The sequence below is a fragment of the uncultured Faecalibacterium sp. genome (genome assembly GCF_900066275.1).
Classification (GTDB): Bacteria; Bacillota; Clostridia; order Oscillospirales; family Ruminococcaceae; genus Faecalibacterium; species Faecalibacterium taiwanense.
In genome coordinates this window covers 1-12,078 of the sequence record NZ_FMFG01000030.1, presented here as the reverse complement: position 1 = coordinate 12,078, position 12,078 = coordinate 1, and the positions used below count along the sequence as shown (strand labels likewise).

The following is a 12,078-nucleotide window of genomic DNA, read 5'->3' as shown; positions in this document are numbered from 1 at the left end:
AGATGAAAAAAAGGATCGTTGTGCTGCTGATGGCGCTGGTGCTTGCAGTGGGCCTGATCGGCTGCAAGGACACCCTGAAGAGCATCGTGCACAAGGCATCGGGCACTTCAGACGAAGTGCAGGAAGAGGACACTACCCGCTGGGCCGACCAGACCAGTGATCCGCTGATCATTCAGGGCATTGCAGACTCCTCGGCCAAGTTTGCCACGGCCACGGCGGATGGCTGCCTGTATGCAGTGTTCAACGGCATCTGGAGCCGCCAGACCAGCTACTTTACCGTGCCCTCCGGCACGCTGAGCATTATGGGCTGCGGCACGGCTGAGGGCACCCAGCGGTTCAAGGTGGCCGTGTGGAAAAAGGTGGACGGCGGCGCAGAATATGTGACCGACAGCACCTATTATATCCATACCGACGGCACCGACTACCGCTGCACCATCTCCGGGCTGGATCCGGCGGCGCAGTACCGTGTGACTATCTCCTATGACTCCAGCAAGTACTACCTGTACGGCCTGCTGAAGGTGGAGGGCATTGGCTGATGAACACACAAACCAAGAACTCTCTGCTTTTGCTGCTGTGCTCCCTTATTTGGGGCACAGCCTTTGTGGCCCAGAGCGCCGGTTCCGGCATGGGAGCCTACAGCTTTCTGGCCGGGCGCAGCTGGCTGGCTGTACTGGTGCTGATCCCCACGGTGATGGTGTTTGATGCCATCCGCCGCAAAAGCGGCACCGATGCAAAGCCCAAAACTGCTGCCGAGAAGAAAAAGCTGCTGGCGGCAGGCTTTGTGTGCGGCACCCTTCTGTTTGCTGCATCCGCTGCACAGCAGATCGGCATTACCATCAATCCGTCCACGGCAAAGGCCGGCTTCCTGACCGCCATGTATGTGGTGCTGGTGCCGGTGTTCGGCCTGTTTCTGGGCCGGAAGGGCAGTGCGCAGCTGTGGGTGAGCATGGTGGTGGCCGTGCTGGGCCTGTATCTGCTGTGCATGAAAAACGGCTTTGGCAGCATCGAGTCCAGCGACTGGCTCCTGCTGAGCTGTGCGGTGCTGTTCAGCTTCCAGATCATTGCGGTGGACCACTTTTCCCCGCAGGTGGACGGCGTGCGGCTGAGCCTTGCCGAGTTTCTGGTGGTGTCGGTGGAAAGCACCGCTGCGGCTCTGCTGTTCGAGACACCTTCCGCAGCGCAGTTCGCGGAGAATGCGCTGCCGATCCTCTACTGCGGCATCATGTCCAGCGGCGTGGCCTACACCCTGCAGATCCTGGGCCAGCGGGACCTGAACCCCGCCATTGCCAGCCTGATCATGTGTCTGGAAAGCGTGTTCAGTGCGCTGGGCGGCTGGATGCTGCTGCACCAGAACCTTTCTGCCCGGGAAGTCTTTGGCTGCGTACTGATCTTTGCTGCTGTGGTGCTGGCCCAGCTGCCGCTGGAAATGCTGCACCGGGCAAAAAAGACTACCTGACTTCATGGCGAGCAGAAAGCAGGAGACACAGCTGCGCACGGCAGGCGGCATCCAATACGAGCTGACCCGCAAACGGGTCAAGAACCTGAACATCCGTGTGCGGGAGGATGGCACCGTGGCGGTGAGCATCCCCCTGCGGACGAGCGCAGAAGCGGCAGACCGCTTTGTGGCCGCACGCGCCGACTGGGTGCAGCAGGCCCGGGAACGTGCCATGCGGCGCGCAGCGCAGGAAGCGCGGCCTCTGCCGGATAAGGAAACAGCGCTGGCCTATTTTACGGCCATGAGCGATAAGGTCTACCCGGCCTTTGCCGGAGTGCTGGGCGGGCACAAGCCTGTTATCAAAGTGCGCAGCATGACCAGCCGGTGGGGCGTGTGCTTTATGGCAAAGCGGCAGATCACCTTTGCGCTGCAGCTGTATCATATGCCCCCGGCGGCGCAGATTTATGTGGTAGTGCATGAGTACTGCCACTTTTTGCAGCCCAACCACAGCCCGGCGTTCTGGGCCGAGGTGGCAAAGCTGCTGCCGGACTGGAAAGCCCGGCGGGCGCTTTTAAAGTGACTAAATAGTGGGAAAGCGGATGCGGGCGGTCACAGACCGGCCCGCATCCGAATTGTAAAACAGGAGGGAAGTTCCCTTGGAAAACGAAAAAAAGTCCGGCGATAAATATTCAAAGCTTGCCGGCAACACATTGATCTTTGCCATTTCCAGCTTTTCGTCAAAGCTGCTCACCCTGATCGTCCAGCCGTTCCTTACCTATGCAATGGCGGAGATCTCGGATCTGGGCCTTTCCAAGATCCTGAGCCAGTACGCGAACCTGCTCATCCCGTTCGTGTCCATGGGCATGTCCAACGCCATCATCCGCTTTGGTCTGGACAAGGGCAACAGCGAAAAACAGGTGTTCACCAACGGCCTGCTGACCATTCTGGGCGGCTTTGGCATTCTGGTACTGTGCTGGCCCATTGCGCAGTTCCTGCCCGATATGGCACAGTACGGCCTGCTCATTTACATCTATGTGCTCATGAGCTGCCTGCGCACCCTGTGCACCCAGTTCGTGCGCAGCCGCCAGTGGAACAAGCTGGTGGCCGTGGACGGCGTGCTGTGCACCGTAGCCACTATGGCTTTCTACGTGCTGTATCTGGTGGGCTTCAAGTGGGGTGCCAACGGCTACCTGCTGGCCATCATCAGCGGCGACCTTTCCAGTGTGCTGTTCCTGATGTTCACCGGCAAGCTGTGGAACTATGTGGAGCTGAAGGGCATCAACAAGGATCTGTGGAAGCAGATGCTGCGCTTCTCGCTGCCCATGATCCCGGCACAGATCAGCTTCTGGATCATCAACGCATCCGACCTGTTCTTTGTGCGTGAGATGTGCAACGGCCTGGACGGCCGCGACGGCAATGCATGGAGCGGCCTGCTTTCCACCGGCTATTTCCTGCCCACCATCCTTACTACGCTGGGCCTGATCTTCTACGATGCATGGCAGCTCTCCGCTGTGACCGAGGAAGAGGGCCGCGCAAAGTTCTTTACCAAAATTTTCCGCACCTATTCCAGTGTGCTGTTCTGCTGCGCAGCCGGTATCATCTGGCTGTGCCGCCCGGTGATGCACGTGATGAAGTCCAACTACTACTATGCATGGCACTTTGTGCCGTTCCTTGTGCTGGCTTCCACCTGCAGCTGCTTCAACCAGTTCATGAACAGCGTGTATGTGGTGAATAAAAAGTCCGCCCGCAGCATGATCACCATGATGGCGGGTGCTGTGAGCAACTGCATCATGAACTACTTCTTCATCAAGTGGTGGGGGCCTGTGGGCGCTACCTATGCGTCCTTCCTTGGCCTTGCGCTGGTGTTCACCCTGCGCGCCATCGATGCCCACCGCATGATCGGGATGCAGGTACATCCGGGCCGCGTGCTGGTGAACGCGGCTGCGCTGGTGATCGAAGCCTTTGTGCTGCTGGCCGAAACGCCGCTCTACGGCCTGTGGACCGGCATCATCACGGCACTGATCATCCTGTACAACTTTGCCGGTGTGTGGGCCATGGCCCGTGTCCTGCTGCCCAAGCTTCTGGGCCGCCGCGGCAAGGCACTGGTAAATGTGATCGACGGCTGGATCGCACCCAAGAAAGCATAACAGCATAACTGAAAATAAACGCAGAAAGTCCCCGGAACGCTGGTTCCGGGGACTTTTTCAGCAATCGGGAAAACATTCAGTGCCGGGCATTTTTGCCGGTCAGGCTGGCAAAAGTGCCGCCAGCCATTAGGGCAAAAAGTACCGCCATTCCTCAGAATGACGGTAAAACGGATGCGGCAGATCAGGCAAGATGCTTTTCCAGCCAGCTGCCGATATCTTCAAACACTTCCTGATGGTTCGTTTCCACCAGCAGTTCATGCCGGGCACCGGGGTACAGCTTGCACTCAATGTTCTGCACACCGGCATCTTTCAGGCTCTGGATGGCACGCTGCACGCCCTTGCCCTGTTCGCCCACCGGGTCGGCATCGCCAGCCAAGAACAGCAGCGGCAGGTCTTTGGGCATTTTTGCAAGGAACGCCGGGTCGTGCAGGCGCAGGATGCCGCTGAACATGCTGTAGTAGGCGTTCAGCGTAAAGGTAAAGGTGCAGCGTTCGTCGGCCAGATATTTGTCCACCTCGGCCTGATCGCGGTTGAGCCAGTCGTGGGTAGTGCGGCCCTCCAGCCCTTTGTTGTAGCCCATAAAGGACATGTTGGCCACGAACTTGCTGCGGTACTGCCAGCCATGAAAGACCGCCAGCACCCGGCAGAGGGCTTTGGCAAACTGCACCAGCGCTTTGGGCTGGAAGCCGGTGCCCATGATGATGGCTCCGTCCAGTTCGCTGCCATACTCGCACAAATACTGCCGGGCATAGAACGAACCCATGCTGTGCCCCAGCAGAAAATAAGGCACGCCCGGGTACAGCTCTTTGGTGCGCACGGTCATGGCGTGCAGGTCGGCCAGAACGGCGCGGTTGCCGTCCGGCTCGGCAAAGTAGCCGTAGTCCGCTTTGGTGCGGATGGAGCCGCCGTGGCCCAAATGGTCGTGGCCGGTAACAAGGATGCCCCGCCCGGCCAGATATTCCGCCAGCGGCTTGTAGCGGTCAATAAATTCCACCATGCCGTGGGACAACTGCAGAACCGCCTTTACTTCACCCTCCGGCACACAGCGGAAGGCATGCAAAGTCCGCCCCGGCACAGTGGACGGGACGGTGAAATCGATCATCTGGCTCATAGCAGAGCCTCCTTTTTGTGTGTTTTACAGTGCACCGATCTTGCGGCGGCAGGCCGGGCAGATGCAGTAGCCCGCAAACTGCACCGAAGACTCATCCACCTCGCCGCAGAAATCGCAGCTGCCGGCGGGCCGATGCTTTTTGAGCACGATGGAGTCGCCATCCACAAAGATCTCCAGCTTGGTGTCAGTGTCCAGATGCATACTGGTGCGCAGCTCCTTGGGCAGAACGATGCGGCCCAGCGCATCGATGCCGCGGACGATACCGGTACTTTTCATAGTATTCCATTCTCCTTTATCCTTTTCCTGTGATAGCCAGTCTGTGACACAATAGGAAAATTGTTCCAGTGGCGCTATGCTCAGTATACAAAAAATAACAGGGTTCGTCAATGATTGCGTGACATTTCGACAAAAAACAACCTTTTATGCAACTTCTTCCGGCTTGTTCTCCACACGGGCGCTGGTGCGTCCCTCGGGACGGATCTCTCCAGCGGCAGTCAGTGCGATCTTGTTCAGCGTGGGGCCTGCCAGCTCATACACCAGCACCGAGAACAGCACCACGTTGCGCACCATGTGGCCGTCCGAGAGCTGGGCGGCTGTGGCAGCCATGCCCAGTGCCACACCGGCCTGCGGCAGCAGGGTGATGCCGAGGTACTTCTGGATAGCATCACTGCAGCGGGCCCGCGATCAGCGAAAGGAAAGAACGAAAAGGGAAAACGCAGCACAGCCAGAAAAGACGCATATACGTCCAATATACTATCCGCCCAGACAAAAAGCAACCGGAATATGGAGCCCCGGCAAAGAGCTCCGGTCGGGCAAATAAAAGAAACTCCTTCCGTCATCGCTGCGCGATGCCACCCATTCCCCTTCTGGCACTTTCGTGCCACCTCCCCCGGCCGGGGGAGTCTTTCTCACGGAGGGAGGCTCTGGCGAGAAGGAGAAGTGTTCCATTCTGCCAAAGGCTCCCTCTTTGAGGAAGCTGGCACGGCGTAAGACGTGACGGAAGAAGTAAATTTCAAACAATCAGTTGAACTTGAAGACCTTGCGCAGCTGGCGGTAGACGCCCAGAGTGAGCTTGTCGCCGCCGGGGAACTTCAGGTCGGTCAGACCGCCCAGATTGTAGCGTACGGCGCGGTAAACGCCGGTGCTTACGTGGTCCTTGAGGTACTGCCACAGCCCGGTGCGCTTGGCCTTTGCCTCGTCGCTGCCGTCCAGCAGCAGGAAGATGTCACTCACGGCCATCATCACGGACAGATAGTGCACCATGTAGGCGTGCAGACGTTTCTGATCCTTCAGCTCATCCAGATCCTGACAGTCGATCATGTGCCGGGTGACCCGCAGCTGCTGATCCACCCGCTTGACCATGATGCTCTCGTTCACGCTCTGGTCGGCACGGCCGATGAAGTAGCGGTACAGATCCAGATCCATGTAGTACATGCTCTTGACGTAGGGCAGGGGCTGGTAGACAAAGATGTTGTCCACATAGAAGGTATGCTTGGGCAGCACCATGCCGCACTTGCGCAGCACCTCGGTGCGGTACATCACCGAGTGCATCAGGATGTTCTGATCCGGGCGGAAGTGGCCCACATGGGTCCAGTTGAACAGGCGGTTCTGCGGGAACACGTTGGTGTAGCGCACGGTCAGGGTGGTGTTGTCCTCCACATGCTCGTACACATAGTTGCAGATCATCATGTCCGGCGCGGTGCCGCGGGCCACCAGAGTGGTCAGGCGGGCCAGAACCTTTTTCAGGGCGTCGGTGTCCAGCCAGTCGTCGCTGTCCACTACCTTATAGTACAGGCCGGTGGCGTTGCGGATGCCCTGATTGACGCCCTCACCGTGGCCGCCGTTCTCCTGATGGATGGCCTTGACGATGGTGGGATATTTGGCGGCGTACTCGTCGCAGATGGCCGGGGTATCGTCCTTCACGGAACCGTCGTCCACAAGGATGATCTCGGCCTGCTCTCCGGCAGAAAGCAGGGTCTCGACGCAATGGCGCATATATGCCGCCGAGTTGTAGCACGGAACGGCAAAGGTGATGAGTTTCTGCTGCATAAGATGATTGCTCCTTTTTCTATCAACAGTCGGCGCACAAAAAAACGCCGGACATGGAGTTATGTGCTCCTATTATATCATTTTCGCGCCTGAAAAGCTATCATTTGCAAAAAAATTACCTTTGACATTTCGTGCTTTTTGCCAAAAAAACGGCTCTGCACCTGCGCAAAAGCCCGGCTTTTGTGGTATACTGATATGGTTTTGAAGACATTGCGCAGAAAAAACCTATTCTATGATACGGAGGGACCCATGGAAAACCCGCACTCGATCTTAAAAAAGGTATTCGGCTACGACAGCTTCCGCCCGGGACAGGAGGAGATCGTCAGCCGCCTGCTTGCCGGGCAGGATGTACTGGCGGTGATGCCCACCGGTGCGGGCAAATCCATCTGCTATCAGGTGCCGGCGCTGCTTTTGCCGGGCATTACCATCGTGGTGTCGCCGCTGGTCAGTCTGATGAAGGATCAGGTGGGGGCACTGGTGCAGGCCGGTGTGGCGGCGGCGTTTCTGAACAACAGCCTGAACGATAACCAGAAGGCCCTGATGCTGCGCCGCGCCCGGGAAGGCTGGTACAAGATCATCTATGTGGCACCGGAGCGGCTGGAAATGCCCGGCTTCCAGCGGTTTGCACAGGAGCGGGAGATCAGCATGGTGACGGTGGACGAGGCCCACTGCATCAGCCAGTGGGGACAGGACTTCCGGCCCAGCTACCTGCGCATCAAAGCCTTTGTGGACAGCCTGCCCAGCCGTCCGGTGGTGGGCGCATTCACGGCCACGGCCACCGCCCATGTGCGGGACGACATCCGGGAACAGCTGGCCTTGCAGAAGCCCTACGAGGTGACCACCAGCTTTGACCGGCCCAACCTCTATTTTGAGACCCGGCGCGCCCTGCCCAGCCAGAAGCCGAAGGAGCTGCTGGATCTTGTGCTGAAAGAGGGTGACAACGCGGGCATCGTCTACTGCAGCACCACAAAGCAGGTGGATGAGACTGCCCGCCTGCTGCAGAGCCGCGGTATCCGGGCTGCGGCCTACCATGCCAAGCTGGACGCGGATACCCGGCGGAAGAATCAGGACGATTTCCTCTACGACCGGGTGCAGATCATGGTAGCCACCAATGCCTTCGGCATGGGCATCGACAAGCCCAACGTGCGGTTCGTAATCCACTACAATATGCCCAAGGATGTGGAAAGTTATTATCAGGAAGCAGGCCGTGCAGGCCGCGATGGACAGCCCGCCCGGTGCACGCTGCTCTATTCCGGCACCGATGTGCGCACCATCCGCTTCTTTATTGAAAAGGAGATGGAGGCAGACAACGGCCTGCCCGCCGATGTAAAGGCCGAAGCGGCCCGCAAGGCGGAGGAGCGGCTCAAGTACATGACCTTCTATTCCACCACGCAGGACTGTCTGCGGGGATTTCTGCTGCATTACTTCGGCGAAGCTGCACCAAAGAAATGCGGCAACTGCTCCTGCTGTCTGGCTGCAGAGCAGGAAGCGCAGCTGCAGGTGGAGTATTCCCGGCGCCGTGCGGCAGACAATGCAAGACGGCTGAGCGAGAAGCCGCGCCGCACAAAGGCAGTGGCAGGCGAGCTGAGCGAGTTTGACGAAAAGCTGCTGAATGCCCTCTATGCTCAGCGCAAGCGGCTGGCCGGAAAGCAGAATATCCCGGCCTTTATGGTGTTCAGCGATGCTACCCTGCGGGAAATGGTGGAGAAGAAGCCGCTGAGCACCGATGAACTGCTGAATATCAGCGGTGTGGGCGAGAAGAAAGCCGCCCGCTACGGCAATGCCTTCCTGCGCATCATCGAGGATGCCGTGGGCAGCAGAGAGTAAAACAAAAAAGAAAGCGTCCGGTTTTCCACACGTTCCGTTCAGGAAGTGGAAAACCGGACGCTTTTTTCTGTTGTGTTTATTTTTCCATAGTATGGGTGGCGAACACCTTTTCGTCCTCCCACCACACGGGCTGACCGGCGGCAAGGGTCTTTTTCACATCCAGCAGACGCTGGTTGCTGCTGCCCCGGAACCGCAGGGAGATATCGTGCTTTGCCTGCACGAACTCGCCGTCCACCAGCACATCCAGCAGGCTCAGCAGCTCGTCGGTGGCTTCACACCGGGCAAGGCTTGGCTCTTTGCCGGTCAGCTGTTCCCAGGTGTAGCCGGAATAGCACCATACCGTTTTGTTCGGGTACAAGGCCTTGAAGTTGCGCACGAAGGGCAGCAGCTCCCGCTGATTTTCCGGCTCCATGGGTTCGCCGCCCAGCAGCGATAGGCCCGCGATATAGTCCGGCTGGCAGGATGCAAACACCTCGTTGCGGGTGGGTTTGTCGAAGGGCTGGCCATAGTCAAAGTCCCACGCCACGGCGTTGAAGCACCCCGGGCAGTGGTGGCGGCAGCCGGACACGAACACGCTGGTGCGCACCCCCGGGCCGTTGGCAATGTCATAGTATTTGATGGTTGCGTAGTTCATAATTTTAGCGGCCTAGCCCTCTCAGGCCGCTTCGCGTCCAGCCTGTTCCCCCTTTTGGCTTCGCCATCTTCCCCCGGCGCGGGGGAAGTCTGTCAAAGGGAGAGCCCCTGGCGAAACCACACACTTTGCATGGACTGCCAAGGCCTCCCACTTTGGGGGAGGTGGCATCGCGTCAGCGATGACGGAGAGGGCAGGGATGCTTTCCTTTCTACAAAAAAGGTTACAGATGCAGCACGCGGTCCTTGATCTCCTGCGTGCGGCCCTGATTCCAGAACTGGGTGCCGATATAGCCGCAGGTGCGGCGGGCAACGTTCAGCTTGTTCTGGTCGCGGTTGCCGCACTTGGGGCACTCCCACACCAGCTTGCCGTCATCCTCCACGATCTTGATCTCGCCGTCATAGCCGCAGACCTGACAGTAATCCGACTTGGTGTTCAACTCCGCATACATGATGTTGTCATAGATGAACTGCAGCACACTTATGACGGCTTCCAGATTGTCCTGCATGTTGGGCACTTCCACATAACTGATGGCACCGCCCGGGGACAGGCGCTGGAAGTCGGATTCAAACTTCAGCTTGGTGAAGGCATCGATCTGCTCCGACACATGCACATGGTAGCTGTTGGTGATATAGTTCTTGTCGGTAATGCCGGGCACGATGCCAAAGCGCTTCTGCAGGCACTTGGCGAACTTGTAGGTGGTGGATTCCAGCGGGGTGCCATAGAGAGAGTAGTCGATGTTCTCGGCCTTTTTCCAGGCGTTGCACTTGTCGTTCATGTGCTGCATCACGCTCAGAGCAAAGGGCTTTGCACCGGCATCGGTGTGGCTCTTGCCGGTCATATACTTCACGCACTCATACAGACCGGCATAGCCCAGACTGATGGTGGAGTAGCCGCCGAACAGCAGCTTGTCGATCTTTTCTCCCTTTTTCAGGCGAGCCAGTGCACCATACTGCCACAGAATGGGAGCGGCATCGCTGGGAGTGCCCAGCAGCCGCTTGTGCCGTGCCTGCAGTGCGCGGTGGCACAGGGCCAGACGCTCGTCGAAGATCTTCCAGAACTTCTCAAAGTTGCCCTTGGAGGAGAGTGCCACATCCACCAGATTGATGGTGACAACGCCCTGATTGAACCGACCGTAGTATTTGGGCTTGCCGGTCTCGGGGTCCACATAGGGGGTCAGGAAGCTGCGGCAGCCCATGCAGGTGTAGCAGTGGCCTTCGCCGTTTTTGTCCACCTTGAGCTCCAGCATTTTCTTCTCGGAGATATAGTCGGGCACCATGCGTTTTGCGGTGCACTTGGCGGCCAGCTCGGTCAGATAATAGTAGGGAGTGCCGGGGCGGATGTTGTCCTCTTCCAGCACATAAATCAGCTTGGGGAAGGCGGGGGTGATCCACACACCGGCCTCGTTCTTCACGCCCTGATAGCGCTGGCGGATGGTCTCCTCAATGATGATGGCAAGGTCTGCCTTCTCCTGCGGATTGCGCGCCTCACCCAGATACATGAACACGGTGATAAAGGGGGCCTGACCATTGGTGGTCATCAGCGTGACCACCTGATACTGGATGGTCTGCACACCGCGGTTGATCTCGCTGCGCAGGCGGCGCTCCACGATCTCCTTCTTGCGCTCAGCAGAAACGTCCAGACCGGCCATTTCCACTTCTACCTCAGCGGCGATTTTCTTGCGGGAGACATCCACAAAGGGGGCGAGGTGGGTCAGGCTGATGCTCTGGCCGCCGTACTGGTTGGATGCTACCTGTGCAATGATCTGGGTGGCGATGTTGCAGGCGGTGGAGAAGCTGTGAGGCTTTTCAATATAGGTGCCGGAAATGACGGTGCCGTTCTGCAGCATGTCCTCCAGATTCACCAGATCGCAGTTGTGCATGTGCTGGGCAAAGTAGTCGGAATCGTGGAAGTGGATCAGACCCTCCTGATGGGCCTTGACGATCTCCGGGTCCAGCAGCAGACGGGCGGTCAGATCTTTGGAGATCTCACCGGCCATATAGTCGCGCTGTACGCTGTTCACGGTGGGGTTCTTGTTGGCGTTCTCCTGCTTGACCTCTTCGTTCTGGCACTCGATCAGGCTCAGGATGCGCTCATCGGTGGTGTTGGTCTGGCGCTTCAGGCTCTGCACATAGCGGTAGGTGATGTAGTGCCGGGCCACATCATGTGCCTTGATGTCCATGAGCTGGTTCTCCACCATATCCTGCACTTCTTCCACGCTGACGGCGCGGTTCAGCGCCTGACACTGGTCGGTAACAGCAGCGGCGATCTGGGTGATCTGGTCCTTGGTTAGACGGCTCTGGCCGCTCACGGAATCGCTGGCCTTAGTAACAGCGGTGATGATCTTGGTGATATCAAAGGGGACCTCTGCACCGTTGCGTTTGATGATCTTCATCGGCTCTCCTCCTTAACAAATAAAGCACAGTGTGAACGGGTATCTCTTACAATAAGAGATACCCGTTTTACGCACACGATATCCAACAAACTGAATGTAGCTCTATTCTATCACTATCTAGTGGCAAGTCAAGGAAAATACCACTACATTTTGCGTTTTGGAGTTTTAGCCAAAATTCATGGATAATTTTCAGGATAAAATCTGAGCCAAGACCTCTTGACAACGCACACCTGTTTCCGAGGTGTAATATCGCAAAATATTATACGGCGAAAGCTTTATAATACATTATATAAGCAAAGAGAAAAGGCATTTGTGCCAAGCTGCACCAAAGCAGCTGCGGCGCATATACCTCACGGTCAGATGCCGTTTCCGGTCGTGCGCAAAAAAGAATGGAAAAAATCTGTCAAAAAGTGTTGACAAGGAGGCGGGGGTGTGGTATTATACTTGAGCGCCAAGCGCTGAGGCAAAAGAATGACTTCCAAA

Annotated in this window: 11 protein-coding genes; 5 read left to right on the top strand and 6 right to left on the bottom strand. The window is 57.6% G+C overall.

Going from position 1 to position 12,078, the window contains the following annotated elements; all coding sequences use genetic code 11:
- Positions 1 to 2 precede the first annotated feature (2 nt).
- From QZL71_RS09800 to QZL71_RS09785, 4 genes are all read left to right on the top strand, one after another.
- Complete coding sequence (locus tag QZL71_RS09800; protein WP_143405573.1) at positions 3 to 536, top strand: hypothetical protein; 534 nt, start codon at positions 3 to 5, stop codon at positions 534 to 536.
- Entirely contained in the window at positions 536 to 1,456 is a 921-nt protein-coding gene (locus QZL71_RS09795) for a DMT family transporter (RefSeq protein ID WP_005938906.1), read from the top strand. The genes QZL71_RS09800 and QZL71_RS09795 overlap by 1 nt, the downstream gene beginning before the upstream one ends.
- A gap of 4 nt (positions 1,457 to 1,460) precedes the next feature.
- Entirely contained in the window at positions 1,461 to 2,015 is a 555-nt protein-coding gene (locus tag QZL71_RS09790) for a M48 family metallopeptidase (protein WP_294648606.1), read from the top strand.
- Positions 2,016 to 2,091: 76 nt separating this feature from the next.
- A complete protein-coding gene (locus tag QZL71_RS09785; protein WP_154261213.1) occupies positions 2,092 to 3,582 on the top strand; it encodes a lipopolysaccharide biosynthesis protein in 1,491 nt (496 codons plus the stop codon).
- 181 nt (positions 3,583 to 3,763) lie between these two features.
- Here QZL71_RS09785 and QZL71_RS09780 read toward each other — a convergent pair whose 3' ends face one another.
- From QZL71_RS09780 to QZL71_RS09765, 4 genes are all read right to left on the bottom strand, one after another.
- On the bottom strand, positions 3,764 to 4,693 hold the full coding sequence (locus QZL71_RS09780) for an alpha/beta fold hydrolase (RefSeq protein ID WP_005938915.1): 930 nt from the start codon (positions 4,691 to 4,693) through the stop codon (positions 3,764 to 3,766).
- Between the two features lie 24 nt (positions 4,694 to 4,717).
- Positions 4,718 to 4,969 (bottom strand): AbrB/MazE/SpoVT family DNA-binding domain-containing protein, encoded by a 252-nt coding sequence (locus QZL71_RS09775; protein WP_005938917.1) that lies wholly within the window; start codon positions 4,967 to 4,969, stop codon positions 4,718 to 4,720.
- Positions 4,970 to 5,113: 144 nt separating this feature from the next.
- Positions 5,114 to 5,311 (bottom strand): hypothetical protein, encoded by a 198-nt coding sequence (locus tag QZL71_RS09770; protein WP_294648605.1) that lies wholly within the window; start codon positions 5,309 to 5,311, stop codon positions 5,114 to 5,116.
- Between the two features lie 402 nt (positions 5,312 to 5,713).
- A complete protein-coding gene (locus QZL71_RS09765) occupies positions 5,714 to 6,742 on the bottom strand; it encodes a glycosyltransferase family 2 protein (RefSeq protein WP_154261215.1) in 1,029 nt (342 codons plus the stop codon).
- A 249-nt stretch (positions 6,743 to 6,991) separates the two neighbouring features.
- On the opposite strand from QZL71_RS09765, the gene QZL71_RS09760 reads away from it, so the two are divergent.
- Positions 6,992 to 8,569, top strand: coding sequence for a RecQ family ATP-dependent DNA helicase (locus QZL71_RS09760; RefSeq protein ID WP_294648604.1), 1,578 nt, complete (start codon positions 6,992 to 6,994; stop codon positions 8,567 to 8,569).
- Between the two features lie 76 nt (positions 8,570 to 8,645).
- Here the strand turns inward: QZL71_RS09760 and nrdG are convergent, their stop codons facing one another.
- On the bottom strand, positions 8,646 to 9,203 hold the full coding sequence (gene nrdG, locus QZL71_RS09755) for an anaerobic ribonucleoside-triphosphate reductase activating protein (RefSeq protein ID WP_005938932.1): 558 nt from the start codon (positions 9,201 to 9,203) through the stop codon (positions 8,646 to 8,648).
- A 220-nt stretch (positions 9,204 to 9,423) separates the two neighbouring features.
- Entirely contained in the window at positions 9,424 to 11,595 is a 2,172-nt protein-coding gene (nrdD, locus tag QZL71_RS09750) for an anaerobic ribonucleoside-triphosphate reductase (protein ID WP_005938935.1), read from the bottom strand.
- Between the last annotated feature and the right edge of the window lie 483 nt (positions 11,596 to 12,078).

Bases quoted from the DNA above. Each gene is read 5' to 3' on its own strand.
- QZL71_RS09800 (WP_143405573.1), top strand. From the start codon at position 3: ATGAAAAAAAGGATCGTTGTGCTGCTGATGGCGCTGGTGCTTGCAGTG.
- QZL71_RS09795 (WP_005938906.1), top strand. From the start codon at position 536: ATGAACACACAAACCAAGAACTCTCTGCTTTTGCTGCTGTGCTCCCTT.
- QZL71_RS09790 (WP_294648606.1), top strand. From the start codon at position 1,461: ATGGCGAGCAGAAAGCAGGAGACACAGCTGCGCACGGCAGGCGGCATC.
- QZL71_RS09780 (WP_005938915.1), bottom strand. From the start codon at position 4,693: ATGAGCCAGATGATCGATTTCACCGTCCCGTCCACTGTGCCGGGGCGG.
- QZL71_RS09775 (WP_005938917.1), bottom strand. From the start codon at position 4,969: ATGAAAAGTACCGGTATCGTCCGCGGCATCGATGCGCTGGGCCGCATC.
- QZL71_RS09765 (WP_154261215.1), bottom strand. From the start codon at position 6,742: ATGCAGCAGAAACTCATCACCTTTGCCGTTCCGTGCTACAACTCGGCG.
- QZL71_RS09760 (WP_294648604.1), top strand. From the start codon at position 6,992: ATGGAAAACCCGCACTCGATCTTAAAAAAGGTATTCGGCTACGACAGC.
- nrdG (WP_005938932.1), bottom strand. From the start codon at position 9,203: ATGAACTACGCAACCATCAAATACTATGACATTGCCAACGGCCCGGGG.
- nrdD (WP_005938935.1), bottom strand. From the start codon at position 11,595: ATGAAGATCATCAAACGCAACGGTGCAGAGGTCCCCTTTGATATCACC.